At 60.6% G+C, this 23339-nt stretch carries 27 protein-coding genes; 16 read left to right on the top strand and 11 right to left on the bottom strand.

Annotation, left to right across the window (positions count from 1 at the left end):
• Window positions 1–96: 96 nt before the first annotated feature.
• Window positions 97–699 (top strand): glutathione S-transferase family protein, encoded by a 603-nt coding sequence (locus tag HU731_RS06830; protein ID WP_186606806.1) that lies wholly within the window; start codon window positions 97–99, stop codon window positions 697–699.
• 102 nt (window positions 700–801) lie between these two features.
• Here the strand turns inward: HU731_RS06830 and HU731_RS06825 are convergent, their stop codons facing one another.
• Window positions 802–1698 (bottom strand): LysR family transcriptional regulator, encoded by an 897-nt coding sequence (locus HU731_RS06825; protein WP_186606805.1) that lies wholly within the window; start codon window positions 1696–1698, stop codon window positions 802–804.
• 125 nt (window positions 1699–1823) lie between these two features.
• On the opposite strand from HU731_RS06825, the gene HU731_RS06820 reads away from it, so the two are divergent.
• The 3 genes from HU731_RS06820 to HU731_RS06810 are packed head-to-tail and all read left to right on the top strand — an operon-like array spanning window position 1824 to window position 4760.
• The gene (locus HU731_RS06820; RefSeq protein ID WP_186606804.1) at window positions 1824–3116 is read left to right on the top strand and encodes a CitMHS family transporter; all 1293 of its coding nucleotides are present in this window, start codon (window positions 1824–1826) and stop codon (window positions 3114–3116) included.
• 1 nt (window position 3117) lies between these two features.
• On the top strand, window positions 3118–4443 hold the full coding sequence (locus HU731_RS06815) for an acyclic terpene utilization AtuA family protein (RefSeq protein ID WP_186606803.1): 1326 nt from the start codon (window positions 3118–3120) through the stop codon (window positions 4441–4443).
• Window positions 4440–4760, top strand: a complete 321-nt coding sequence (locus HU731_RS06810) for an AtuA-related protein (RefSeq protein WP_186606802.1) — start codon at window positions 4440–4442, stop codon at window positions 4758–4760. Before HU731_RS06815 ends, HU731_RS06810 begins: the two co-directional genes overlap by 4 nt.
• A gap of 140 nt (window positions 4761–4900) precedes the next feature.
• Here the strand turns inward: HU731_RS06810 and HU731_RS06805 are convergent, their stop codons facing one another.
• The 5 genes from HU731_RS06805 to HU731_RS06785 all read right to left on the bottom strand — a co-directional run bounded on the left by HU731_RS06805 (window position 4901) and on the right by HU731_RS06785 (window position 7678).
• Window positions 4901–5272 (bottom strand): glutathione S-transferase N-terminal domain-containing protein, encoded by a 372-nt coding sequence (locus tag HU731_RS06805; protein ID WP_003192799.1) that lies wholly within the window; start codon window positions 5270–5272, stop codon window positions 4901–4903.
• Window positions 5273–5373: 101 nt separating this feature from the next.
• Window positions 5374–5919 carry a GTP cyclohydrolase I FolE gene (folE, locus tag HU731_RS06800; protein WP_014719282.1) on the bottom strand — a complete coding sequence of 182 codons (546 nt, stop codon included), beginning with the start codon at window positions 5917–5919 and terminating at the stop codon, window positions 5374–5376.
• 78 nt (window positions 5920–5997) lie between these two features.
• Window positions 5998–6555 carry a Smr/MutS family protein gene (locus tag HU731_RS06795; protein ID WP_003192796.1) on the bottom strand — a complete coding sequence of 186 codons (558 nt, stop codon included), beginning with the start codon at window positions 6553–6555 and terminating at the stop codon, window positions 5998–6000.
• A gap of 75 nt (window positions 6556–6630) precedes the next feature.
• Entirely contained in the window at window positions 6631–6951 is a 321-nt protein-coding gene (locus tag HU731_RS06790) for a hypothetical protein (RefSeq protein ID WP_032896015.1), read from the bottom strand.
• Window positions 6952–7087: 136 nt separating this feature from the next.
• Entirely contained in the window at window positions 7088–7678 is a 591-nt protein-coding gene (locus HU731_RS06785; RefSeq protein WP_003192792.1) for a cysteine hydrolase family protein, read from the bottom strand.
• A 239-nt stretch (window positions 7679–7917) separates the two neighbouring features.
• On the opposite strand from HU731_RS06785, the gene prmB reads away from it, so the two are divergent.
• Complete coding sequence (gene prmB / locus HU731_RS06780) at window positions 7918–8826, top strand: 50S ribosomal protein L3 N(5)-glutamine methyltransferase (RefSeq protein WP_116667592.1); 909 nt, start codon at window positions 7918–7920, stop codon at window positions 8824–8826.
• Between the two features lie 152 nt (window positions 8827–8978).
• Here the strand turns inward: prmB and HU731_RS06775 are convergent, their stop codons facing one another.
• Entirely contained in the window at window positions 8979–9782 is an 804-nt protein-coding gene (locus HU731_RS06775) for a hypothetical protein (RefSeq protein ID WP_186606801.1), read from the bottom strand.
• A 99-nt stretch (window positions 9783–9881) separates the two neighbouring features.
• The gene (locus tag HU731_RS06770; protein ID WP_019818577.1) at window positions 9882–10844 is read right to left on the bottom strand and encodes an alpha/beta hydrolase; all 963 of its coding nucleotides are present in this window, start codon (window positions 10842–10844) and stop codon (window positions 9882–9884) included.
• Window positions 10845–10987: 143 nt separating this feature from the next.
• On the opposite strand from HU731_RS06770, the gene aroC reads away from it, so the two are divergent.
• The 4 genes from aroC (at window position 10988) to HU731_RS06750 (ending at window position 14326) form a co-directional block, all read left to right on the top strand.
• Window positions 10988–12079, top strand: coding sequence for a chorismate synthase (gene aroC / locus HU731_RS06765; RefSeq protein ID WP_003192786.1), 1092 nt, complete (start codon window positions 10988–10990; stop codon window positions 12077–12079).
• A 76-nt stretch (window positions 12080–12155) separates the two neighbouring features.
• Window positions 12156–13319 carry an MFS transporter gene (locus HU731_RS06760; RefSeq protein ID WP_186606800.1) on the top strand — a complete coding sequence of 388 codons (1164 nt, stop codon included), beginning with the start codon at window positions 12156–12158 and terminating at the stop codon, window positions 13317–13319.
• Window positions 13316–13846 carry a 1,2-dihydroxy-3-keto-5-methylthiopentene dioxygenase gene (locus tag HU731_RS06755; protein ID WP_186606799.1) on the top strand — a complete coding sequence of 177 codons (531 nt, stop codon included), beginning with the start codon at window positions 13316–13318 and terminating at the stop codon, window positions 13844–13846. Before HU731_RS06760 ends, HU731_RS06755 begins: the two co-directional genes overlap by 4 nt.
• 210 nt (window positions 13847–14056) lie before the next feature.
• Window positions 14057–14326 (top strand): response regulator transcription factor, encoded by a 270-nt coding sequence (locus HU731_RS06750; protein WP_003192780.1) that lies wholly within the window; start codon window positions 14057–14059, stop codon window positions 14324–14326.
• Between the two features lie 62 nt (window positions 14327–14388).
• Here HU731_RS06750 and HU731_RS06745 read toward each other — a convergent pair whose 3' ends face one another.
• Entirely contained in the window at window positions 14389–14667 is a 279-nt protein-coding gene (locus HU731_RS06745; RefSeq protein WP_003172952.1) for a DUF3509 domain-containing protein, read from the bottom strand.
• Window positions 14668–15518: 851 nt separating this feature from the next.
• Between HU731_RS06745 and HU731_RS06740 the strand changes: the two genes are divergently transcribed.
• The 5 genes from HU731_RS06740 to HU731_RS06720 all read left to right on the top strand — a co-directional run bounded on the left by HU731_RS06740 (window position 15519) and on the right by HU731_RS06720 (window position 21296).
• Complete coding sequence (locus HU731_RS06740; RefSeq protein WP_186606798.1) at window positions 15519–17345, top strand: long-chain-acyl-CoA synthetase; 1827 nt, start codon at window positions 15519–15521, stop codon at window positions 17343–17345.
• A gap of 106 nt (window positions 17346–17451) precedes the next feature.
• Window positions 17452–17967, top strand: a complete 516-nt coding sequence (locus HU731_RS06735; RefSeq protein ID WP_056786268.1) for an ankyrin repeat domain-containing protein — start codon at window positions 17452–17454, stop codon at window positions 17965–17967.
• A 41-nt stretch (window positions 17968–18008) separates the two neighbouring features.
• Complete coding sequence (locus tag HU731_RS06730) at window positions 18009–18539, top strand: hypothetical protein (protein ID WP_186606797.1); 531 nt, start codon at window positions 18009–18011, stop codon at window positions 18537–18539.
• 67 nt (window positions 18540–18606) lie between these two features.
• The gene (locus HU731_RS06725) at window positions 18607–18798 is read left to right on the top strand and encodes a PLDc N-terminal domain-containing protein (RefSeq protein ID WP_003192770.1); all 192 of its coding nucleotides are present in this window, start codon (window positions 18607–18609) and stop codon (window positions 18796–18798) included.
• A gap of 410 nt (window positions 18799–19208) precedes the next feature.
• Window positions 19209–21296, top strand: a complete 2088-nt coding sequence (locus tag HU731_RS06720) for an LTA synthase family protein (protein WP_186606796.1) — start codon at window positions 19209–19211, stop codon at window positions 21294–21296.
• A 168-nt stretch (window positions 21297–21464) separates the two neighbouring features.
• On the opposite strand, the gene HU731_RS06715 is transcribed toward HU731_RS06720, so the two are convergent.
• The gene (locus HU731_RS06715) at window positions 21465–21617 is read right to left on the bottom strand and encodes a DUF3309 family protein (protein WP_003192767.1); all 153 of its coding nucleotides are present in this window, start codon (window positions 21615–21617) and stop codon (window positions 21465–21467) included.
• Window positions 21618–21946: 329 nt separating this feature from the next.
• Here HU731_RS06715 and HU731_RS06710 point away from each other — a divergent pair, with 329 nt between their 5' ends.
• Window positions 21947–22762, top strand: a complete 816-nt coding sequence (locus HU731_RS06710; RefSeq protein WP_047711466.1) for an SDR family oxidoreductase — start codon at window positions 21947–21949, stop codon at window positions 22760–22762.
• A gap of 127 nt (window positions 22763–22889) precedes the next feature.
• Window positions 22890–23087, top strand: coding sequence for a carbon storage regulator CsrA (csrA, locus tag HU731_RS06705; protein ID WP_186606795.1), 198 nt, complete (start codon window positions 22890–22892; stop codon window positions 23085–23087).
• 9 nt (window positions 23088–23096) lie between these two features.
• On the opposite strand, the gene HU731_RS06700 is transcribed toward csrA, so the two are convergent.
• A complete protein-coding gene (locus HU731_RS06700) occupies window positions 23097–23324 on the bottom strand; it encodes a YheU family protein (RefSeq protein WP_003192759.1) in 228 nt (75 codons plus the stop codon).
• Window positions 23325–23339: the final 15 nt, after the last annotated feature.

Here is a 23339-nt window from a genome sequence, read left to right as displayed (position 1 = left end):
CAGGGGATTTATTCTGCGCGACGCCTTGAAACAAGCCTTCGATACCCGCACCTTGTGGGCGCAAGCATTCGGTCAGCGCGGCGAAAGGGGAGCCCCATGTACAAGGTTTATGGCGATTACAAGTCGGGCAATTGCTACAAGGTCAAATTGATGCTCACTCTGTTGGGCATTCCGTATGAATGGATCGATATCGATATCCTCAAGGGTGACACCCAGACCCCCGAGTTCCTGGCCAAGAACCCCAATGGCAAGGTTCCGGTATTGGAGCTTGAAGACGGCACCTGCCTGTGGGAGTCCAACGCGATCCTCAACTTCCTCGCCGATGGCAGCGAATTCCTGCCGACCGAACCGCGCCTGCGTACCCAGGTATTGCAGTGGCAGTTTTTCGAGCAGTACAGCCATGAGCCTTACATTGCGGTGGCGCGGTTTATTCAGTTCTACCTGGGGCTGCCGGAAGATCGCCTGGAGGAATACAAGAAACTGCACAAAGGCGGCTACAAGGCCCTAAAGGTGATGGAGCGCCAACTGCAGTTGACCCCGTATCTGGTAGGCGACCGATTCTCCATCGCTGATGTGGCGTTATATGCCTATACCCATGTGGCCCAAGAGGGCGGCTTTGATCTGGACGCTTATCCGGGTGTGCAGGCATGGTTGCAGCGGGTGGCCAGCCATCCTCGGTATGTGCCGATGCTCGACTGACTTACTCGGTCCAATGTGGGAGCTGGCTTGCCTGCGATAGCATCACCCCGGTGCCACGGATAAACCGAGGTGCCTGCATCGCAGGCAAGCCAGCTCCCACATTCAGCGCGACGGCGTGTCAGGTAATGCGTTGTTGAGCAGTTCAAAGCAGCGCTGCGCTGCCGGGCTCAAGCCCATGCCGCTACGGCTGATCAAGCCGATCTCCCGATTCACCCCGGGATGATCGATGCTGATCCGCTGCAAACCCTCCAGGCTATCCGCCGCCGACTCCGGCAGTACACTGACACCCAACCCCTGGCGCACCAATGCCAATACGGTCGACATGTAGTTGGCCTCCATGCCAGCGTTCAACGTCAGTCGTGTCTCATCGAACAGCGTATCCACTTGCTCACGCACACTGCTGTCGCGCCCGGTCAGGATGATCGGCTGGTCTGCCAGTTGCTCCAGGGTCAATTGGCGGTGATGGGCGAGCGCATGACCCGATGGCACAAACGCGCACAGCCGATCATTGAGCACCGGCACGAAGTCCAGGCCGTGGCTCAGGCGGGCGCGCACGCCGATGCCGAAATCCACCTCGCCGTTGCGAACCTTTGCGTGAATGCGCTGGGCCACCAGGTCATGCAGGCGCACTTCGATGCCGGCGAAGCGTTCGCGGAACAGGCGCAAGGCCGGGGGCAGGGCGCCAGCGCAGACTGAGGGCAGGGCGGCGATGGTCACCACGCCACGGCGCAAGGCGGCGAGGTCGCGGGAGCCGGTGACGATGTTGTCCAGGTCCAGCAGCAGCTTTTCCATAGGCCCGCGCGCATCCTGGCCTGCGGCGGTAATGCTCACGTGGCGCGGGCTGCGGTCGAGCAGGGCGACGCCGAGCCAGTCTTCCAGTTGTTGCACCTGCACGGTGAGGGCCGAGGGTGAAAGGTGTAGCTCGTTGGCCGCCTTGGTGAAGCTGCCTGTGCGGGCAACCGCGAGGAAGGCTTGAATGTGCTGGATGCTGTTTTTCATAAGCGCCGCTTCATTTTGTTTTTCCGAACGCCGGTGGCTGAATATTGCAATTTACAAAGCCTAGCGTGATTCCAATACTCCAGGGAAAACAATAACCGGCCAATAAGGCCGCCCTGGAGTAACCCATGCTCGCAACCCTGGGTGTCATCACCATCCTGTGCCTGCTCGCTGCCGTCATGAGCAAACGCCTCTCGCCGCTGGTGGCCTTGATCGCCTTGCCGATCATTGCCGCGCTGATCGGTGGCTTTGGCCTGCAGACCAGCGCTTTCATCATTATCGGTATCAAGAACGTCGCCCCCGTGGTTGGCATGTTTGTGTTCGCGATCCTGTTTTTCGGGATCATGACCGATGCGGGCATGCTCGATCCCATCATTGATCGCATCCTGCGCACGGTCGGGACCCGTCCTACACGGATTGTCGTCGGTACTGCGACCTTGGCGTTGCTGGTACACCTGGACGGCTCTGGCGCGGTGACCTTCCTGGTGACGGTGCCGGCGATGCTGCCGCTGTATACGCGCCTCGGCATAGATAAACGCATCCTCGCCTGCGTGTGTGCGATGGCCGCCGGCGTCAACTTCCTGCCCTGGACTGGCCCGGTGCTGCGTTCGTCGGCGGCGCTGCATGTGCCGGTGGCCGACCTGTTCCAGCCGCTGATTCCGGTGCAGATCGTCGGGCTGATCTTTGTCTTCGCCTGCGCCTGGTGGCTGGGCCATCGTGAAGAAAAACGCCTGGGCCTGGGCGCGGGTTCCAGCGTGGAGGCGGTACCGCAACGAGTGCTCAGCGATGACGACATCAAGCTGCGTCGTCCACGGCTGTTCTGGGTCAACCTGATCCTCACTGTGCTGGTGATGGTGGTAATGATCGCCGGCTGGGTCGACCCGGTGGTGATGTTCATGCTCGGCACGGTGGTTGCGTTGTGCATCAACTACCCCAACGTCGACGCCCAGCGTGCGCGCATCGACGCCCATGCGAAAACCGCGCTGACCATGGCCAGTATCCTGCTCGCCGCCGGGGTATTTACCGGCATCATGCAAGGCAGCGGCATGCTCAAGGCCATCGCCGAAGTGGCGGTGGCGCAGATTCCGGCGGGCCACGGCAAATTGATCCCGGCCGTCGTGGGCTTCTTGTCCATGCCCCTGAGCATGTTGTTTGACCCCGATTCCTACTATTTCGGCGTGATGCCGGTGATCGCCGAGGTCGGCAAGGCCCTGGGCGTCGACCCGCTGCAAGTGGCCCAGGCTTCGCTGCTGGGCGTGCACACCACCGGCTTCCCGGTCAGCCCGCTGACGCCTGCGACCTTCCTGCTGGTGGGCCTGTGCAAGATCGAACTGGCCGATCACCAGCGCTTCACCATTCCTTTCCTGTTTGCCGCCTCGGTGTTGATGACCCTGACGGCGTTGCTCCTGGGAGTGATTTGAGATGAATACCTTGCGCATCGGCTCCGGCGCTGGCTACTCCGGCGACCGTATAGAACCTGCCGTGGAACTGGCCGAACACGGCGACCTGGATTACCTGGTCTTCGAATGCCTGGCCGAACGTACCATCGCCCTGGCGCAACAGGTGCGTATCAGCGACCCGCAGGGCGGTTATGACCCGCTGCTGGCTGAGCGCATGCGCCGTGTCTTGCCCTTTGTGGGGCAGCGGGTGGGGCGTCGACGCCTGCGGGTGATCACCAACATGGGCGCGGCCAACCCGTTGGCGGCGGCCAGTGAAGTACGGCGCATTGCGGGCGAGCTGGGCCTGGGCCTCAAGGTTGTGGCCGTGGTCGGCGATGACGTGCTGCACGCCTTGCCTGCCGAGCAGATGCTGGATAACGGCCAGACCGTGGGTGCGCTGGGCGAGCGGCTGATTTCCGCGAATGCCTACCTGGGCGTGGAGGGAATTGTTGAAGCCTTGCACGCCGACGCCGATGTGGTAATCACCGGACGCGTGGCCGACCCTTCGCTGTTTCTGGCGCCGCAGATGTTTGAGTTCGGCTGGGCCTTCGATGATTGGCAGCGGTTGGGCCGGGGCACGTTGGTGGGGCATTTGCTGGAGTGCGCGGGGCAGGTCAGTGGCGGTTACTTCGCCGATCCCGGTTTCAAGGATGTGGAGGACTTGGCGCGCCTGGGCTTTCCCCTGGCCGAGATCGACGCCGACGGCAATGCGTTGCTCACCAAGGTGGCAGGCTCCGGTGGGCGGGTCAGTCGCGCGACCTGCGCTGAACAACTGATCTATGAAGTTCACGACCCGGCAGCCTATTTGACCCCGGATGTGACGGCCGATTTTTCCCGGGTGGGGTTTGTCGAGGAGGGCGTGGACCGGGTGCGCGCTGAGGGGGCGAGCGGGCGTGCCCGGCCTGATCAACTGAAGGTCAGCGTCGGTTATCTGGACGGCTGGATCGGTGAAGGGCAGATGTCCTACGGCGGTCCCGGTGCTGTCGCACGGGCCGAGTTGGCGCGGGAAGTGGTGCTCAAGCGCTTGGCGTTGATCGGCGTAAACATGCAGGACCTGCGTGCCGAGTTGATCGGCATGGACTCACTGCACGGCCCCCGCAGCAGCGTCGAGCCTTGGGAAGTGCGCCTGCGGGTTGCCGCCCGTTGTGAAGAGCGCAGCGACGCCGTACGGGTCGGCAATGAAGTGGAAACCCTCTACACCAACGGCCCGTCCGGCGGCGGTGGGGCCAGCAAGAGCGTGCGCCAGGTGGTGGCGGTGGCGTCGTTACTGTTGCCCCGTGAAGCGGTCAAACCGAGGATTGAAGAATGAAACTGCACACACTGGCCCATTCCCGCACCGGGGATAAGGGCGACACGTCGAACATCTCGATCATTGCCTATCGTGAGCAGGACTACCCGTTGCTGTGCGAACAGCTGACGGCCGAGCGCGTGGCAGCGTTCTTCGCGGATTTAATGGAACCCGGCGCTGAGCCGGTTCGGCGTTATGAATTGCCGAACGTGCAGGCGCTTAACTTCGTGTTGCCGGGCATCCTGCGCGGCGGCGTGACCCGCTCACTGGCGCTGGATGCCCACGGCAAGTGCCTGGGCTCGGCACTGTTGGATCTAGACCTGAAAATACCGACCTGATTTCTGTAGGAGCGAGCTTGCTCGCGAAAAACGTCAACGATAACGCGGGCGGCCTGAATAAACGCGGTGCCTGTGAGTTTTTCGCGAGCAAGCTCGCTCCTACAATAAGGCAAGCCAGCTCCCACATTGATCGCCGTGTCCTAGATCGCAGCGAAGCGCTTGTCCAGGTACTCGATGATCACCTTGGAGTCATACATCCAGGTGGTCTGGCCGTTCTCTTCGATGCGCAGGCACGGCACTTTGATCTTGCCGCCTTGCTCCAGCAGGGTCTGGCGGTCCTGTTCGTTGTTCTTTGCGTCCTTCAAGGCCACCGGCACATTCAGGCGGTGCAGGGTGCGACGGGTCTTCACGCAGAACGGGCAGGCGTGGAACTGATACAGGGTCAGGTCCTTGGCCGCAGCATTGACCTTGGCCTGTTGTTCGGCAGGGCGTTGTTTTTTGCGTGGGCGGGTAAGAAAGTCGCCCGCGATGATGACGTGGCCGAGGCCCACTCGAAGTGCTTTGACGAACATGGCTGAAACCTCTTGCCCATGACTGAGGGGGCGCAGCTTACCTGATTTCTGCAGGCGAAAAAAAACCGGCGATGAACGCCGGTTTTTTCCTGCCTGGCCGGTTACTTGATCAGGCTGAGAAATTCGCTGCGGGTGGCCGCGTTTTCGCGGAACTCACCCAGCATCACCGAGGTGATCATCGACGAATTCTGTTTCTCGACACCGCGCATCATCATGCACATGTGCTTGGCCTCGATCACCACGGCCACGCCCAGGGCGCCTGTCACTTCCAACACAGCGTCGGCGATCTGGCGGCTGAGGTTTTCCTGGATCTGCAGGCGGCGCGCATACATGTCGACAATGCGCGCGACCTTAGAAAGGCCCAGCACTTTGCCGCTCGGGATATACGCCACGTGGGCCTTGCCGATAAACGGCAGCAGGTGGTGTTCGCACAACGAGTACAGCTCGATGTCCTTGACCAGCACCATTTCGCTGTTGTCAGAGCTGAACAAGGCACCGTTGGTGACTTCCTCGAGTGTCTGTTCATAACCGCGGCAGAGATACTGCATTGCCTTGGCGGCACGCTTTGGCGTGTCGAGCAGGCCCTCGCGGGACACGTCCTCGCCGAGTTGGCCGAGGATCGCGGTGTAATTCTGTTCCAGGGACATGAAACTACCTGTGGGATTTTCGCAAAGCGCAAGGTTACGGTGGCGGACACATCGCTGCAAGCCTGACGATGGCACTTGTTACTCGTCGCGCCCTTCCATCATGGTGCGCTTGAGCATCACATACACCGCGCCGGCACCGCCGTGACGAGCCTGGCAGGAGGTAAAGCCGAGCACTTGGGCATGCTGGCGCAGCCAGGTGTTGACGTGGCTCTTGATCATCGGCCGCTTGCCGTCCAGCCGCACAGCCTTGCCATGGGTGACGCGCACGCAGCGGATTTCGAATTTGGTCGCTTCGGCCAGGAAGGCCCAGAGGGTTTCCCGGGCTTTTTCTACGGTCATGCCGTGCAGGTCGAGGCTGCCTTCGAACGGGATCTGGCCGGCCTTGAGCTTGCGCATCTGGCTTTCCTGCACGCCGTCGCGGGCCCACATCAGTTCATCTTCAGGGCCGACGTCGATCACAAACTGGTCCGACAGGCCATCCACGGTGGTGGCATCGGTGCGCACGGTCGCGGCCTGGCGCAGCTTGGCGATCTGCGCCCGGTCAGTCTTGGGTTTGCCGGTGTCGGCGCGGTCGTGCTTGATCGGCTTGACGCCGCGCAGCTCGTTTTTGAACAGGGAAAAATCGTCGTCTTGCATGTCAGCCTCCGCGAAGGGCGGGCAGTTTACCTAAATCGCGGCGGCCAGGGCGCAGGAAACGCTATCCAAGCGCCATCAGTCGTGCTTTTTCATCAGGTGAGAGGCGATATTCAACGACAGCGGTTGGCGCATTTTCCGACGGCTGCGACGCCACAGCCACACACCCAACCACAGCACCAGCAAGCCGACACCCAGCAGGAGCGCCGAGCCGCCCGGGCTGGCATTCAGCTCGCCCAGAGCCGGCGAACGTCCAAACAGGCCGGCGCCACCAGCGCCCGCCAACAACAAGCCTACTATCGCCAGCAACGCGGCAATGCACGCTACCAGGCGCAGACGCCAATTGCTCGGGCCCTTGGGGCGCAAGCGACGAGCATCAAAACCATCGGATATCTTCATTCCGACCTTTCCTCCAGGGTATCGGCCCTTCGACCGGAAGATACACAGGTTGTTCCGGGGGGAGAGGTAAATGCGCCAAATGAAAGGGCTTTGCGGATGAGCGGAGCAATAAACACGCCGCTCACCGCCAACGGGATCAGATCAGATCTTTGGCCAGCGCCAGGGTGGCGAAGTTGTCGGCCATGATGGCCATTTCGGTTTGTTGCACATGCTCGGCGCTCAGGATGCCGCCTTTGTAGGGCAGGTCGCGGGTAGCGCAGGCGTCTTCCACCAGGGTGCAGCGAAAGCCCAGGTTCTTGGCCGCACGCACGGTGGTGCTGACGCTGGAGTGGCTCATGAAGCCGCAGACGATCAGGTCCAGGGAGCCCAGGTCTTGCAGGTGTTTCTCCAGGCCGGTGCCATGGAAGGCGCTGGGCAGCAGTTTGCCGATGATAGTTTCGTCACCTTCAGGCTCAAGGCCCGGAATGAATTCGCCGCGCTCGCCCTGGGGGTCAAACAGGCCGCCCACGGTGCCCAGGTGGCGCACGTGCACAATCGGGCGCCCGGCACTGCGCGCTGCGGTCACCAGCTGCTTGATGTTCTGCACCGCTGCGTCCATGCCCGAGAGGGCGAGCGGGCCGCTGAGGTATTCTTTCTGGGCGTCGATGATCACCAGGGTCGCATGATTGAGGTTGGCTGCTGCGTAACCGCGACCGCTGAGTTGAAACATCGTCTTTGGAACGGACATTCTGGGGCTCCTGTGAGTGGGGCTTTTGCGACATTGTCCACTGGCTGAGCGCTTCTGTGAATCGCTACTATCGTAAGGTACGCCGTTGCTGGCGTGCAGCCATGTCAAGAGGCAGGCCTGTTTACCACAATGCGGGCAAATTGGATGAAATCCGACGTACGGTGCCAGGTGTTTCGTACATCGTCGGTACAGGTGAAGGCTGTTAGAATCGCCAGTCGTTTTTTCCAGGAGCTTGCCCCGTGATCACTTCCCGCCTGCGCACCTTGCGCGACCATATTCGTTGGGCTGTCAGCCGTTTCCATGGGGAAGACCTGTTTTTTGGCCATGGCACCGACAATGCCTGGGACGAAGCCCGGCAGTTGGTGCTGGGCGCCTTGCACCTGCCGTGGGAAATCGCCGACAGCTATTTGGACTGCAACCTGGAAGAAGAGGAAATCTCCCACGTGCAGCGCTTGCTGCATCGCCGTATCCATGAGCGAGTGCCGACGGCCTACCTGTTGAACGAGGCCTGGTTTTGCGGCATGTCGTTTATCGTCGATGAGCGCGTGTTGATCCCGCGTTCACCGATAGGCGAGCTGATCGAAGACCACTTCGAACCCTGGCTGGCCCAGCCGCCGGCACGCATCCTCGACCTGTGCACCGGCTCTGGCTGCATCGGTATCGCCTGTGCTTACGAGTTCCCGGAGGCCGAAGTGGTGCTGGGAGACCTGTCTTTCGAAGCCCTGGAAGTGGCGAACCAGAATATCGAGCGCCATGGCGTCGACGAGCGCGTCTACACCGTGCAGGGCGATGGTTTTGACGGGTTACCCGGTCAGCGTTTCGACCTTATCGTGTCGAACCCGCCCTACGTGGATGCCGAAGATTTCGCCGACATGCCCGACGAATACCAGCACGAACCGGAACTGGGCCTGGCCTGCGGTGACGACGGCCTGAACCTGGTACGCCGGATGCTGGCTGAAGCTGCGGACCACCTGACCGAGAAGGGCTTGCTGATTGTCGAAGTGGGCAACAGCCAGGTGCATGTCGAGGCGTTGTACCCGGAAGTGGACTTTGCCTGGCTGGACTTCAAGCGCGGTGGGCATGGGGTGTTCATGCTCACGGCTGAACAGTGCCGTGCGCATCAGGCAGTTTTCGCTGCCCGGGTCTAATTGTAGGCACGCTGTAGGAGCGAGCTTGCTCGCGAAAAACGTCAACGATAACGCGTGTTTCTTGAGTAAACGCGGCGCCTATGGGTTTTTCGCGAGCAAGCTCGCTCCTACTGGCATCAGGGCAAGCCACACACTGACCGCATTTCAGTCTGTTAACGGTGTGTGGCAATCCAGATCAACAACCCCGCCTGAAACACCGTAAACGCCACCAGACAGGTGATGGTAAAGCGCAGCCCGCTGTCCTCACGTTTGAACTTGGTGACTTTCTCCTCTTCCTTGCGCAGCTTCACTTCCTGCTCCGCCAGGTTCTGCTCGGCCTGTTGCAGCATTTGCGCGGCTTCCAGGATCTCCACGAACTGCACTTTCTCGGTGTTCCAACTGTCCAGCACGTCGCTGACCTTGCCCGGTTGCACATTGCCTTTGAGGTGCTGCACATCGGCGTAGGCCACATCGAAACCCTGGATACGCAGGAAGTGATCGCGGCGCAGGCGCGTGGCTTCGTTGAGGGCGTCTTTGTTGGCCAGGTCCACGCCGTCGACGCGGTAGTGGGACCACTTCTTCTTCGCCCAGGCGGCGCCTTGGGCCACCAGGAAGCGGCCGATACCACGGTTGGCCGGCTCGATTTCCAGGCTGTTGCCGGGGCCGAAGTGCACGCGGTGTTTATCGTGATCCACCCAGATATCCAAATGGTTCTGCTCGCGCCGTACCCGCTGGCCCGGTAACTGGATGACCATGCGCAACAGGCTGTGGTGTTTATCATGGCGCTCGGCATAGCCGAACTGCACAAAGCGCAAGGGCCGTGCGCCGGTCGCGCGGTCGGTGGCCAGTGGGGCCAGGCGCAGCATCTTGAAATGTTCGGCGTGAACGTCGGCCCACGGCAAGGCTGCTGCCGCGGCAGCTTCGGTTGCGGCCGGGGTGTCGGCGGTCGATTCGGGTGTTGTTTCGGTGGTTGTCATGCGGCGCGATCCTGTCCAAGCCCTGCGAGCCGACAGTCTTTTTACTGTCGACTCTGGACTTATCGGCCGTTTTTTCCAGGACTGGAGGCCAATTGCCGCTTAACGGGGTTGAAGTCCTTCGATAAAGCTGACGATACGTTGGCCCAGCTCCGCAGCCAGCGGCAGTTTCGGGTCATTGTAGGAGGCCAGTTGTTGCTTCACGTTATTGGGCACGATGCGCATCACGTGGTTCATGCCTTCGATCACCGTCAACTGCGCGTCGGGCTTGGCCTGCTTCAGTTGCCGGGCATCGCCTACGCCAACCTGAATATCGTTGGTGCCCTGGATAATCAGCGCCGGCATGTCCAAGCGGGCAAAAGCGGCCGACGGATCGGCGCGGAACAGGCTGATCAGATACGGCTGCACGCTGGGTCGGAAAATGCCCTCCAGCGGGCGCGGCACATCGGCGTCCACCTGGCCGGCCTTGAGGTGATCGAGAATTTCGTTGCTGCGCAGCAGCAGGGCAGGGGGCAGGTGATCGGCCAGTTGCTGACGGATCACCTGGTCCACCGGGCGTGCGCTGCCAGACAAGGAAATGACCCCGGCCGGTTCCAACTGCGGCGCGGCGAGGGCGGCGACCAGCGCACCCTCACTGTGGCCCAGCACAATCAGCGGGCCCATGCGCTTGTCGGCCTTGAGCAACTTGCCCCAGGCCACGGCGTCGGCCACATAGGCCTCCAGAGTCAGGTTGCGCTCGTCTGGCGTGGCCGCCAGGCTCGCGGCCACGCCGCGCTTGTCGTAGCGCACGCTGGCGATGTTATGCCGGGCCAGTACCCAGGCCAGGCGCTTGAGGCTGTCATTGCGTGCGCCGTCGGCGCTGTTGCCGTTGCGGTCGGTGGGGCCGGAGCCGGCGATGATCAGTACCACCGGCACCGGTTTATCCGATTGCGGCAACAGCAGCGAGCCAAAGAGTTGGCCACTGCCGGTGTCCAGGCTGATCGGGCGTTGCAGGACGACAGGGGAGGCGGCCTGGGCCACGGCGGTAAACAGGGTGAGGGTGAACAGCAGAACTCGCAGCATCATAGCGCCATCATTGGAGAGGTGCCGGTTGGACCAACGTCTACCGGTAAGGTTTCGAGGATGAACTAGTCGGTTAGCCTGCGTATACTGGCCGCCTTAAGTTATTACGGTTGACTTGATTCAACTGATTTCACGGAGCGCCCTGCATGTCCGGCAATACCTTCGGCAAGCTGTTCACTGTCACCACCGCGGGCGAAAGCCATGGCCCGGCGTTGGTCGCCATTGTCGACGGCTGCCCGCCAGGCCTGGAGCTGAGCCTGGACGACCTGCAGCGTGACCTCGACCGCCGCAAGCCCGGCACCAGCCGCCACACCACCCAGCGCCAGGAACCGGACGAAGTCGAAATTCTCTCCGGCGTGTTCGAAGGCCGCACCACAGGCTGCGCCATTGGCCTGTTGATCCGCAACACCGACCAGAAGTCCAAGGACTACTCGGCGATCAAGGACCTGTTCCGCCCGGCCCATGCCGACTACACCTACCACCACAAATACGGCGAACGCGACTACCGTGGCGGTGGCCGCAGCTCGGCGCGCGAAACCGCCATGCGCGTGGCCGCCGGCGCCATCGCCAAGAAATACCTGGCCACCCAGGGCATCGTCATCCGTGGCTACATGAGCCAGCTGGGCCCGATTGAAATCCCGTTCAAGACCTGGGACAGCGTCGAAGACAACGCCTTCTTCTGCCCCGACCCGGACAAGGTGCCGGAACTGGAAGCCTACATGGACCAGTTGCGCCGCGACCAGGACTCGGTCGGCGCGAAGATCACCGTCGTGGCCGAAGGCGTGAAGCCGGGCCTGGGCGAGCCGATCTTCGACCGCCTTGACGCCGAACTGGCCCACGCGCTGATGAGCATCAACGCGGTGAAAGGCGTGGAAATCGGCGCCGGGTTCGCCTGCGTCTCCCAACGCGGTACCGAGCATCGCGATGAGATGACCCCTGAAGGTTTCCTCAGCAACAACGCGGGCGGCATCCTCGGCGGTATTTCTTCCGGCCAGCCGATTGTGGCGCACCTGGCGCTCAAGGCTACGTCGAGTATCACCACACCAGGCCGCTCGATCGATGTGCACGGCAACCCGGTAGACGTGATCACCAAGGGCCGCCACGACCCGTGCGTCGGCATCCGCGCCACACCGATTGCCGAAGCCATGATGGCCATCGTGCTGATGGATCACCTGTTGCGTAACCGTGGGCAAAATGCCGATGTGCGCGTGAGTACCCCGATACTGGGCCAGCTGTGATCGCCTGGGGCAATGAGCGCGCTTGTTGTGGCGAGCGAGCTTGCTCGCGCTGGGCTGCGAAGCAGCCCTGAATAAAATGACCCCAGCCCTCCCATACTGGCGCCTCTCCAGCTTTTACCTCTTCTACTTCGCCCTGCTGGGGGCGACCGCGCCGTTCCTGGCGCTGTACTTCGATCACCTGGGCTTTTCCAGCGCACGCATCGGCGAGTTGGTAGCCATCCCCATGCTGATGCGCTGCGTGGCCCCCAACCTGTGGGGCTGGATCGGCGACTACACCGGTCGGCGCCTGGCCATCGTCCGGTTCGGCGCGGTGTGCACCCTGGCCAGCTTCTGCCTGATTTTCGTCAGCAAGACCTACGCCTGGCTGGCGCTGGTAATGGCCCTGCACGCGTTCTTCTGGCACGCGGTGCTGCCGCAGTTCGAAGTCATCACCCTGGCCCACCTGCACAAGCAAACCTCGCGCTACAGCCAGATCCGTCTGTGGGGCTCCATTGGTTTCATCCTTACTGTGGTGGTCATGGGGCGCCTGTTCGATTGGCTGAGCCTGGATATTTACCCGGTGGCGGTCGTGGTGATCATGGCCGGCATCATCGGCGCCAGCCTTTGGGTACCGAACGCGCAGCCTGCCAGCCACGGCAACCGCCTGGCCGGTGAGGGGTTCCTCAAGCAATTACGCAGCCCCGGCGTGCTGGCGTTTTATGCCTGCGTGGCGCTGATGCAAATGAGCCATGGCCCGTATTACACCTTCCTCACCCTGCACCTGGAGCACTTGGGCTACAGCCGTGGCGTGATCGGCCTGCTGTGGGCGCTGGGGGTGGTGGCGGAAGTGCTGATGTTCCTGGCCATGAGCCGTATTCTTACGCGCTTTTCGGTGCGCCGGGTGCTGCTCGCCAGTTTCCTGCTGGCCGCGCTGCGCTGGTGGCTGCTGGGTTCATTTGCCGAGGTTTTCTGGCTGCTGCTGGTGGCGCAGCTGATGCACGCCGCCACGTTTGGCAGCTTCCATGCGGCGGCGATTGCCTTTGTGCAACGCAGCTTCGGCGACCGCCAGCAAGGCCAGGGCCAGGCCCTTTATGCCGCGCTGGCCGGCACCGGCGGCGCGCTCGGCGCCCTGTATTCCGGCTACAGCTGGAACCTGCTGGGGCCAACCCTCACGTTCAGTATCGCCAGCCTCGCGGCCCTGGCCGCCGCCATTATCATTGGCCTTCGATTGCAAGAGCCGAACCAAGGAACCGTGCAATGAGCTATGTAGCCGTCTACTCCATCGCCACCCCGGACACCCCAAACAAAGTGTTGACCCATGCCGACGACATCCAGTCGATCCTGGCAGAGCACCGTGTGCGGTTCGAACGCTGGCAGCCCAGCCCAATCGAAAAGGGCGCCTCGGACGCTCAAATGATTGCCGCCTACCAGGCTCAGATCAAAGCCCTCGGCTACGCCGCTGTGGAAGTGGTCAGCGTGACCCACGACCATCCACAGAAGGACGAGTTACGTGCGCAGTTCCTGGATGAACGTACCTACAGTGAAGACGAGGTGCGTTTCTTCATCGCAGGCCAGGGGCTGTTTACGCTGCACATAGGCGACTATGTGTACAGCCTGCGCTGTGAGAAGAATGACCTGCTGATCATCCCGGCCGGTGTACCGCACTGGTTCGACATGGGCGAGAACCCGCACTGTGTGACACTGCGTTTGTTCAACACGGCCCAGGGCATTGTGCCCTCATTGACGGGCAATGAGATTGCCACACGCTTTCCGGGGCTGGATGACTAAGCACAGATAGCTAAATGTTCAACCCAGGCAAGTTGGAAGTTGCTGTGGGAAGAAACTTAATTATTTGTAGGGCAAAGCTGTTTGTTCTCTGCTGTGCGCTTTGATTCCACTCGTTATGTAACTCTCTGCTTAACGTCAATGTTTATGCCATCTGTCAATAGGAGGAATCCGAAAGGTGGCAGCGCATCAGCAGACATAAAGGAGAGAGCAATGAGTGGCCCCGAGGAGACGTATCGCCCGTTGGTTATTGTGCCGACGGCTATCAGAAAACGCCTGAGCTTGTGCGGCAAGCCCCTGACTGCCACAGAGCTGGAAATCCTGCGATGGGCCTCCGAGGGCAAGACGGTCTGGGAAATCAGCCAGATTCGCGCCACCTCTGAAGCCACGGTGAAATTTCATCTGCGCAACATCTACGGCAAGTTGGATGTCACCAACCGCGTACAGGCAAAGAATGAGGCCGCCCGCCAAGGCTTATGTTAACGGCATAAAAAAGGGCCGCGACGCTGAATAGCGTCGCGGCCCTTTTTCAGGTTTGTAGCTTATTAGGCCGAATGATAAGTCGGCAGCGCAAAGCGGTTCTGGCTTTGCAACATCGAAATCTGCGGCAGTTCGCTGGCCTGTTCAGCCAAGTCACGGCGAATGGCGCTGATCACCCAGGTCAGTTGGTCGGCGGTATGCAGCTGCTGATACGAGATCGAGCGCTTGACCTGCTTACCTTCGCTGTTGCGCAGGGTCAACAGGATGCCGCCGTCCGGACGTGGCTGGGTGGTGACGTCGTAGTTGGAGAATACCGAAGCGAATTTATCTTGGATCAGGCTCATGTCTATCAGCTCCATTGGCTCAAGTTGGCAAGCATGGAGTGATAGGTGCAGTGATTGTGCCAGTATTGGGTATTCTAAAAAAACGTTATAAATCAGTAGCTTATAAATTTATAGGATTTTCATTTTCGTGCAATTTGCATGAAGGGCCATCGTGCATCCTGCATTTTGCGCTATCTGCCCGGTGATTTTTCCGGAAGGAGGGGGAGGGCTGTAATGATACTGACCGTCTTTTTCTTGGAAAAATCCATCTACACGATATTGGTGGTATCCGCCGCGCTAACCACGATGCGAAGCGAGCCGCTCTTGATCTGCTTTTGATCTTGATCTTAAGCGCCCCGTCAAACCACGCTGGCGGATTACGGGCACACCGAGCCTAAGCGAGGTGCCGAGTGGTGGGGCAAGAGCGTTTTGCTTACTTTTGCGCTTTTCAAAAGTGAGCCGCCGTCAGGGCGGAACCCTAAGTGGCCGTTACCGCAGCAATGGATATATACACAATCCAACTGTGTCGCCTGTCAGGCCGCCTTCGCGAGCAAGCCCGCTCCCACAATTGAATCGTGGGGTGTCAGGTAGAGAAGTGTCGGCTGGTAGGTCGTCATCGCAGGCAAGCCAGCTCCCACAGTTGGATTGTGGGGTGTCAGGTAGATATGGAGCGGCTGGCGGGCCGTCATCGCAGGCAAGCCAGCTCCCACATTTGGATGGCGGGATGTCCGGGAGATAAGCATCGGCCAGCCGCCACGGGATACAAAACTTTTCAAATCCCGCGTGTACAGCCAAAGAACCGCTGACGTACTTTCCGCTACACCAGTCGATGTACCTGGGCCCGACCAAGAATAAGAAAAGGACGTCCCGCCATGACTCATCAGCAAAACGACATGATCACCTGGAGCATGATGCTACGTAAGGTGCCTGCCATCGTTCGAGCCCTACCACGCGTGGTGCGCGGCATGCGCGCGGCCAACGTCACCGACCCCAGGCAACCCTGCGGCCTGGGCTGGCATTTCGAACTAGCCACCTTGCGTAACCCGGACGGTGCTGCCCTGCTTTATGGGGACAACGTGATCAGCTACCGCGACGCCAATCAGCGCGCCAACCGTCTTGCCCACCACCTGCAAGCCCAGGGCATCGGCAAGGGTGACGTGGTGGCGCTGTTTATCGAAAATCGCCCCGAGTTGCTGCTCAACGTGCTCGCCGTGGCCAAGCTGGGCGGCATCTGCGCCATGCTCAACACGGCGCAAACTCAAGGGGCGCTGGTACACAGCCTGACCCTGGTCAACCCGGTTGCCATTGTGGTCGGTGCCGAATTGCTGAGCCCTTACGCAGCGGTGCGCGATCAAGTCCAGATTCCGGCCGAGCGCACCTGGTTCGTGGCCGATCAGCCCGGCAGTGCGACGCCCGATGGCTATATCGACCTGATGGCCGCCAGTGCCGAAAGCCCGGTGGGCAACCCGGCGAGTTCCGCGCAGGTGTTCTTCAATGATCCCTGCTTCTATATCTACACCTCCGGCACCACCGGCTTGCCCAAGGCCGGCATCATGAAGCATGGGCGCTGGACCAAAACCGCCGTGAGCTTCGGCAGTATCGCCCTGGACATGGGCCCGCAGGACGTCCTCTACTGCACCTTGCCGCTGTACCACGCCACCGGCCTGTGCGTGTGCTGGGGGGCAGCGATTATCGGCGCGTCGGGCTTTGCCATTCGGCGCAAATTCAGCGCCAGCCAGTTCTGGGATGACGCGCGCAAGTTCAAGGCGACCACCCTGGGCTATGTCGGTGAGCTGTGCCGCTATCTGCTCGACCAGCCTGCCAGTGCGCAGGACCGCGATAACCACGTGACCAAGATGGTCGGCAATGGCTTGCGCCCCGGTGTATGGGCGCAGTTCAAGCAGCGCTATGGTGTGGCGCATATCTGCGAGCTGTATGCCGCCAGCGACGGCAATATCGGCTTTACCAACGTGCTGAACTTTGACAACACCATCGGCTTTTGCCTGCAGCATTGGGCGCTGGTGGATTACGCCCATGACACTGGCGAACCTCTGCGCGGCAGCAATGGGTTGATGGTCAAGGTGCCTACTGGCGGGCAGGGCCTGTTATTGGCGCGCATTGATGAAAAGTCGCCCTTCGACGGTTACACCGACCCGCAAAAGAACCGCAAGGTGGTACTGACCGACGTGTTCGAAAAAGGCGATCGCTATTTCAACACCGGCGACCTGGTGCGCAGTATCGGTTTCGGCCATGCGCAATTTGTCGATCGCTTGGGGGATACCTATCGCTGGAAGGGCGAAAACGTCTCGACCACCGAGGTGGAAAACGTTTTGCTGCAACACCCGCAGATCGCTGAAGCGGTGGCCTATGGCGTCGAGATCGACAACACCAACGGCCGCGCCGGCATGGTCGCCATCACCCCCAGCGAATCCCTGGCCAGCCTGGACATGCGCGAGCTGCTGCAATTCGCCCACGGCCAGTTGCCCCCTTATGCCGTGCCGTTGTTTTTGCGGATCAAGGTGAAGATGGAAACCACCGGCACGTTCAAGTACCAGAAAGTGAAGCTCAAGGAGCAAGGGTTCGACCCGGACAAGGCTGACAATGACCCGGTCTACGCCTGGTTGCCGGGTTCGGACAGCTATGTGCCGGTGACTGGGCAATTGTTGGCGCAGATCCAGGGCGGCCACTTCCGTTATTGATTCTAGCTATGGTGGCTTTTGACAAAAAAGCCATGACACCAGGGAACTCCCTCGCGACACTGGGCGCCTTAAACAGTTATGTCAGTCGCCTCAGCAAGGAGCCCCCATGTCAGATCAGCCTAAACAAATGACCGAAGACGAAGCCGCCGAGTTTGCCGAGCAAGTCTTTGACGTCGCCCGTCGCGGCGACGCCGCCATGCTCGCCGCATTGTTGGCCAAAGGCCTGCCGGCCAACTTTCGTAATCACAATGGCGACACCTTGTTGATGCTCGCGGCGTACCACGGCCATGCTGAGGCGGTCAAAGTGCTGCTCGAGTTCAAGGCCGACCCCCTGATCGCCAACGACAAGAACCAGTTGCCGATTGCCGGTGCGGCGTTCAAAGGCAACCTGCCGGTGGTCCAGGCATTGATCGAAGGCGGCACGCCGGTTGAGGCGGCCTCCTCGGACGGGCGTACGGCGTTGATGATGGCGGCGATGTTCAACCGCGTTGAGATGGTTGATTACCTGCTCGGTAAAGGCGCAAACCCCAAGGCCACCGATGCACAAGGCGCGACGGCGCTGGCGGCGGCGCAAACCATGGGCGCGGTGGATACGGCGGCGAAGTTGCAGAAACTGGTGTAGGCTACGCGCCCTTCAAAATTTGCCCGTTACAGGAACGCCCCATGAAAACCGCCCTCGTCGAACTCATCAGCAAAATCAGCGCCGGCGTCATGGGTGCGGACGAAGTAGCGCGTATCGCCGACGAAGCGGCCCAGGCCTATGCGGACCCGGCGGCGTTCCTGGCGGCCAACCCGGATATCAACTACGACGACAGCTTCCCTATCCCACTGGGAGAGTGGGTGGTGGTGGGTAGCCTGCCAGACACGGTATTGTTCCAGGCTGATACCTATGGCGACCTGTTTGCCCAGATCGTCGCGTCGTTTGGCCCGGGTGTGGCGTTCAACCTCAAGCCCAAGCAACTGGCCAAGACCGAAGACCTGACCGCGCTCAACCGCATCCAGATCCAGATGAGCGCCCTGAGCCCGGAAGACGGCGGTTATGTGCTGGTGAATTTCAGCCAATTGCTGGACGACGAGATCCAGGCGGTGCTGGTGTTCGGCAACGACCTGCCACGGGTGCTGGAACTGTGTGCCGAAGTCGGCATCAAGGCCGAGCCCTCGCTTGAAGCCTTGAAGATTGCCGCACACGTCTGAAATAAAACGGAACCCCCGCCAAGGCTGACTATCCTACAAGGGCATGCCCTCACTTAGGAGCGACACCATGGGTTCCACGTTTAATAGCCTGATTGGCCTGATCATCCTCGCGCTGGACATCTGGGCGATCATCAACGTGTTCAAAAGCGGCGCCAGCACCGGCGCCAAAGTGCTGTGGATCCTGTTGATCCTGCTGTTGCCAGTGCTGGGCCTGATCATCTGGGCTATCGCCGGGCCGCGCGGTAACGTGCGGATCTGACGACCTGCTCGATTTGCGGTGGGCACCCTCAATGTGGGAGCTGGCTTGCCTGCGATAGCGGTGGGTCAGCTTGCATTGTTTTGGTTGACACACCGCAATCGCAGGCAAGCCAGCTCCCACAGGTGTGGGGCACAGCATTCATTAGATTTGTGTGTCGAAACTATTCGCCGCACGAAATTTTCACATCCCATCCAAGACAATTCGCCGGCTTTAACCGGCTGCCAGGGCTCTATCTCCAGTGCCCTTAAAGGCATGGCCGTGCCTTACGTTCAGTAATTAATAGCCTTGCCGGCCTTGATCGGGCACCATTTGTGCCACCGCGTTAACCGCCTACCCCAGCCAGCCTGGGCGAGGGACGGACGCCACTGCATTATTTCGCAACTTAAACTTCCAATGGGTCCTAAAACGACATGGCAAACCCGGACGCCCTGAATCAGCAGCGAGCTTCAAATCGCCTGCTGCAACCGACCGTCAAATCCCATCTGGCGTACACGCTGCTCTGCGCACTGGTCATGATGGTGATGTTTTCCCTGCTGCGCCTGGCGTTGCTGGTCTACAACCGCGAGATGATCCTGGACACGCCGGCCTCGACGTTCCTCGAAGCGTTCGCCAACGGCCTGCGCCTGGACATCCGCCTGGTGATGTACCTGCTGATTCCGCTGCTGTTGTCGCTGTTCAGCGTGCGGGCCATGGCGGCGCGCGGGTTCTTCCGTTTGTGGCTGACCGTCGCGTCCAGCATCGCCTTGTTCCTGGGCCTGATGGAGATGGACTTCTACCGCGAGTTCCACCAGCGCCTCAACGGCCTGGTCTTCCAGTATGTGAAGGAAGACCCGAAAACCGTGATGAGCATGCTCTGGTACGGTTTCCCGGTGGTGCGCTACCTGCTGGCCTGGGCCGTGGGCACGCTGATCCTGAGCATGGCCTTCAAGGGCGCTGACCGCGCAACGCGCCCACGGGGCCCCTTCAGCGGCGGCACGATCAGCACGCGCCAGGTGGCGCCATGGTACAGCCGCATCGCAGTGTTCATGGTTTGCCTGCTGGTTGCCGTGGTCGCCATCCGTGGCACCCTGCGCCAGGGGCCGCCGCTGCGTTGGGGTGACGTCTACACCACCGATTCGAACTTCGCCAACCAGTTGGGCCTCAATGGCACTCTGTCGCTGATCGCGGCGGCCAAGGCGCGCTTTGGTGAAGACCGCGCCAATATCTGGAAGGCGACGCTGGAACAACCGCTGGCCACCCAGACGGTGCGCGACATGCTGGTGCTGCCGCAAGAGAAGCTGGTAGACACCGACACCGCTGCCGTGCGCCGTGACTTCACGCCACCGGCCGAGAAAACCCTGCCGATCAAGAACGTCGTGGTCATCCTGATGGAAAGCTTCGCCGGCCACTCGGTGGGCGCATTGGGACGTCCGGGCAATATCACCCCGTACTTCGACAAGCTGACCCAAGAGGGCCTGCTGTTCGACCGCTTCTTCTCCAACGGTACCCACACCCACCAGGGTATGTTCGCCACCATGGCCTGCTTCCCGAACCTGCCGGGTTTCGAATACCTGATGCAGACCCCGGAAGGCAGCCACAAGCTGTCGGGCCTGCCGCAGTTGCTCAGTGCGCGTGATTTCGACGATGTGTATGTCTACAACGGCGATTTCGCCTGGGACAACCAGTCGGGCTTCTTCAGCAACCAGGGCATGACTAACTTCATCGGCCGCAATGACTTCGTCGACCCGGTATTCTCCGACCCGACCTGGGGCGTGTCCGACCAGGACATGTTCAACCGTGGCCTGGAAGAGCTGAAGGCGCGCGAAGGTGGCAAGCCGTTCTACGCGCTGCTGCAAACCCTGTCCAACCACACCCCGTACGCGTTGCCGACCCCATTGCCGGTTGAGAAAGTCACCGACCGTGGCAGCCTCAACGAGCATTTGACGGCCATGCGCTACTCCGACTGGGCCTTGGGCCAATTCTTTGAAAAGGCCCGCAAGGAGCCGTACTTCAAGGAAACCCTGTTCGTGATTGTCGGTGACCACGGCTTCGGCAACGAGCAGCAGATCACCGAGATGGACCTGGGCCGCTTCAACGTACCGATGCTGATGATCGCACCGGGCATGCGCGAGAAGTTCGGTGAGCGTGACCACACCGTGGGCACCCAGATCGACATCGTGCCCACCATCATGGGCCGCCTGGGCGGCGAGACCTTGCACCAGTGCTGGGGCCGCGACCTGCTGAACCTGCCGGAAGGCGACAAGGGTTTCGGCGTGATCAAGCCCTCGGGCAGCGACCAGACCGTGGCCTTGCTCACCGGTGACCGCGTACTGGTATTGCCCAAGGAAATGCCACCCAAGTTGTGGGCGTACACACTGGGCGCCGAGCCGACTGGCAAGGTGATTCCTGAGTCGCCGGACGAAGCTGTGCTCAAGCAGAAACTTGAGTCGTTCCTGCAAACCGCAACCAAGAGCCTGCTGGATAACACCGCAGGTGTGGTGGACGGTAAGCCGGACTAACTGACCGGCAATAAAAAAGAGGCCTTCTAGAAGGCCTCTTTTTTTTGCTTTTTTACTGTAGGAGCGAGCTTGCTCGCGAAGAACCTCAACGCTAACGCGCGCGTCCTGAGTAAACGCGGCGCCTGCAAGTTTTTCGCGAGCAAGCTCGCTCCTACAAAACCGCGGCGTTTATATCTTGCCGAGCAACAACAGCACCAGCAGAACAACCAGTACCACACCCAGGATACCCGACGGTCCATAACCCCAGTTACGCGAGTGCGGGAACACCGGCAGGCCGCCTACCAGCAGGAGGATCAGGATAATAATCAGAATGAGGCTCATGGTTTTATTCCTTATAGGTTCTTTGCAAAAACCGGCTGTTTAACCGTTGGTTCGTCCATGTACAGTGGGACGCCTTACCCATTCCGACTCTGCCGCTTCGTAGAAAATTCATTGTTTTTATAAAACATTTTGATGCGTCGCTTATTTCTTTTAACGCGTACGCAACTTGAACTAATCAGTTGAAAAAAATTGAACTTAGTCTATGCGCACAGCTGCGACCGAGCCCGCGGTTTGCCCGGGGCATTCATCACCCTGATGGTGCGTGGGCAGAGCAAAAACCTTCGCTACACTGCCGGTCACTTCTTTCGTGAACCACAAGGCTACCTCCTATGCAAAACCGCATGATGATCACTGGCGCCGGCTCTGGCCTGGGTCGCGAAATCGCTCTGCGCTGGGCCCGTGAAGGCTGGCAGTTGGCGTTGTCCGATGTCAGCGAGCCCGGTTTACAGGAAACCCTCAAGCAGGTTCGCGAGGCGGGCGGTGATGGTTTTACCCAGCGTTGTGACGTGCGTGACTACAGTCAGCTCACGGCCTTCGCCCAGGCCTGTGAAGTGAAGCTCGGCGGCATCGATGTGATCGTCAACAATGCCGGTGTGGCCTCGGGTGGGTTCTTCGCTGAATTGTCCCTGGAGGATTGGGACTGGCAGATTGCAATCAACCTGATGGGCGTCGTCAAAGGCTGCAAGGCGTTCCTGCCGCTGCTGGAAAAGAGTAAGGGGCGCATCATCAACATCGCGTCAATGGCAGCGCTGATGCAAGGCCCGGCCATGAGCAACTACAACGTGGCCAAGGCGGGCGTAGTGGCATTGTCCGAGAGCCTGCTGGTGGAACTCAAGCAACAGGAAGTGGGTGTGCATGTGGTGTGCCCGTCGTTTTTCCAGACCAACCTGCTCGACTCCTTCCGTGGGCCAACCCCCGCCATGAAGGCCCAAGTGGGCAAACTGCTTGAGAGTTCGCCCATCTCGGCGGCGGATATTGCCGACTACATTTACCAGCGCGTGGCCGCAGGCGAATTCATGATCCTGCCTCATGAGCAAGGCCGCATGGCTTGGGCGTTGAAACAGAAAAATCCGCAACTGCTGTATGACGAAATGACACTGATGGCCGACAAGATGCGCGCCAAAGCGCAGGCTGTGAAGGGCTGATTCGGCTGGGGTCTGTCAGACAAATTACCTACCTGCGTAGGCAGTGCCTGATTTGCCCGCAAGCCATTGCCGGCCCGGCGCCAAGGGGGCATGGTCGAGGTCCTGCTACTGGAAAAGGACAACCGCCATGCTGGTCTTAAGCCGTGCCGTAGGCGAAGCCATCGCCATTGGCGATGACATCACCGTGCATATCCTGGAAGTGAACGGTACTCATGTGAAATTCGGCATCGAGGCGCCGGTGGGCGTCAACGTGCACCGCGCCGAGGTGTACCGCAAGATTCTCAAGCGCCAGGGCCCGGCTCCCGTGCCGGCGCCCAATCCTTAGGCGCAGCTTTCAGTCGAACAGATGCTTGGGCACATCGTGCTTGAGCATCAGTTGGCATTGCTCGCTCTCGGGGTCGAAGACGATCAGCGCCTGGCCTTTGGTCAGCGCTTGGCGCACGCGCAGTACGCGGGTTTCCAGGGGCGTGTCGTCGCCATTGTCGGTGCCGTCGCGGGTGACGAAGTCTTCGATAAGGCGGGTCAGGGTGTCGACTTCAAGTGCATCGTAGGGAATCAGCATACAAGCCTCAGGTGT

The sequence above is a fragment of the Pseudomonas salmasensis genome (assembly GCF_014268375.2).
In the GTDB taxonomy this organism is placed as follows: domain Bacteria; phylum Pseudomonadota; class Gammaproteobacteria; order Pseudomonadales; family Pseudomonadaceae; genus Aquipseudomonas; species Aquipseudomonas salmasensis.
The sequence above is the reverse complement of the archived record's forward strand: the minus strand, read 5'-3'. Positions and strand labels throughout refer to the sequence as shown.

Bases quoted from the DNA above. Each gene is read 5' to 3' on its own strand.
- HU731_RS06735 (WP_056786268.1), top strand. From the start codon at position 17,452: ATGTCAGATCAGCCTAAACAAATGACCGAAGACGAAGCCGCCGAGTTT.
- HU731_RS06785 (WP_003192792.1), bottom strand. From the start codon at position 7,678: ATGTCCGTTCCAAAGACGATGTTTCAACTCAGCGGTCGCGGTTACGCA.
- HU731_RS06795 (WP_003192796.1), bottom strand. From the start codon at position 6,555: ATGCAAGACGACGATTTTTCCCTGTTCAAAAACGAGCTGCGCGGCGTC.
- folE (WP_014719282.1), bottom strand. From the start codon at position 5,919: ATGTCCCTGGAACAGAATTACACCGCGATCCTCGGCCAACTCGGCGAG.
- HU731_RS06760 (WP_186606800.1), top strand. From the start codon at position 12,156: ATGACCCCAGCCCTCCCATACTGGCGCCTCTCCAGCTTTTACCTCTTC.
- HU731_RS06820 (WP_186606804.1), top strand. From the start codon at position 1,824: ATGCTCGCAACCCTGGGTGTCATCACCATCCTGTGCCTGCTCGCTGCC.
- HU731_RS06810 (WP_186606802.1), top strand. From the start codon at position 4,440: ATGAAACTGCACACACTGGCCCATTCCCGCACCGGGGATAAGGGCGAC.
- HU731_RS06825 (WP_186606805.1), bottom strand. From the start codon at position 1,698: ATGAAAAACAGCATCCAGCACATTCAAGCCTTCCTCGCGGTTGCCCGC.
- HU731_RS06710 (WP_047711466.1), top strand. From the start codon at position 21,947: ATGCAAAACCGCATGATGATCACTGGCGCCGGCTCTGGCCTGGGTCGC.
- HU731_RS06720 (WP_186606796.1), top strand. From the start codon at position 19,209: ATGGCAAACCCGGACGCCCTGAATCAGCAGCGAGCTTCAAATCGCCTG.
- HU731_RS06815 (WP_186606803.1), top strand. From the start codon at position 3,118: ATGAATACCTTGCGCATCGGCTCCGGCGCTGGCTACTCCGGCGACCGT.
- csrA (WP_186606795.1), top strand. From the start codon at position 22,890: ATGCTGGTCTTAAGCCGTGCCGTAGGCGAAGCCATCGCCATTGGCGAT.
- HU731_RS06730 (WP_186606797.1), top strand. From the start codon at position 18,009: ATGAAAACCGCCCTCGTCGAACTCATCAGCAAAATCAGCGCCGGCGTC.
- HU731_RS06715 (WP_003192767.1), bottom strand. From the start codon at position 21,617: ATGAGCCTCATTCTGATTATTATCCTGATCCTCCTGCTGGTAGGCGGC.
- HU731_RS06830 (WP_186606806.1), top strand. From the start codon at position 97: ATGTACAAGGTTTATGGCGATTACAAGTCGGGCAATTGCTACAAGGTC.
- HU731_RS06770 (WP_019818577.1), bottom strand. From the start codon at position 10,844: ATGATGCTGCGAGTTCTGCTGTTCACCCTCACCCTGTTTACCGCCGTG.
- HU731_RS06745 (WP_003172952.1), bottom strand. From the start codon at position 14,667: ATGAGCCTGATCCAAGATAAATTCGCTTCGGTATTCTCCAACTACGAC.
- HU731_RS06750 (WP_003192780.1), top strand. From the start codon at position 14,057: ATGAGTGGCCCCGAGGAGACGTATCGCCCGTTGGTTATTGTGCCGACG.
- HU731_RS06805 (WP_003192799.1), bottom strand. From the start codon at position 5,272: ATGTTCGTCAAAGCACTTCGAGTGGGCCTCGGCCACGTCATCATCGCG.
- HU731_RS06775 (WP_186606801.1), bottom strand. From the start codon at position 9,782: ATGACAACCACCGAAACAACACCCGAATCGACCGCCGACACCCCGGCC.
- aroC (WP_003192786.1), top strand. From the start codon at position 10,988: ATGTCCGGCAATACCTTCGGCAAGCTGTTCACTGTCACCACCGCGGGC.
- HU731_RS06725 (WP_003192770.1), top strand. From the start codon at position 18,607: ATGGGTTCCACGTTTAATAGCCTGATTGGCCTGATCATCCTCGCGCTG.
- HU731_RS06700 (WP_003192759.1), bottom strand. From the start codon at position 23,324: ATGCTGATTCCCTACGATGCACTTGAAGTCGACACCCTGACCCGCCTT.
- HU731_RS06790 (WP_032896015.1), bottom strand. From the start codon at position 6,951: ATGAAGATATCCGATGGTTTTGATGCTCGTCGCTTGCGCCCCAAGGGC.
- HU731_RS06755 (WP_186606799.1), top strand. From the start codon at position 13,316: ATGAGCTATGTAGCCGTCTACTCCATCGCCACCCCGGACACCCCAAAC.
- HU731_RS06740 (WP_186606798.1), top strand. From the start codon at position 15,519: ATGACTCATCAGCAAAACGACATGATCACCTGGAGCATGATGCTACGT.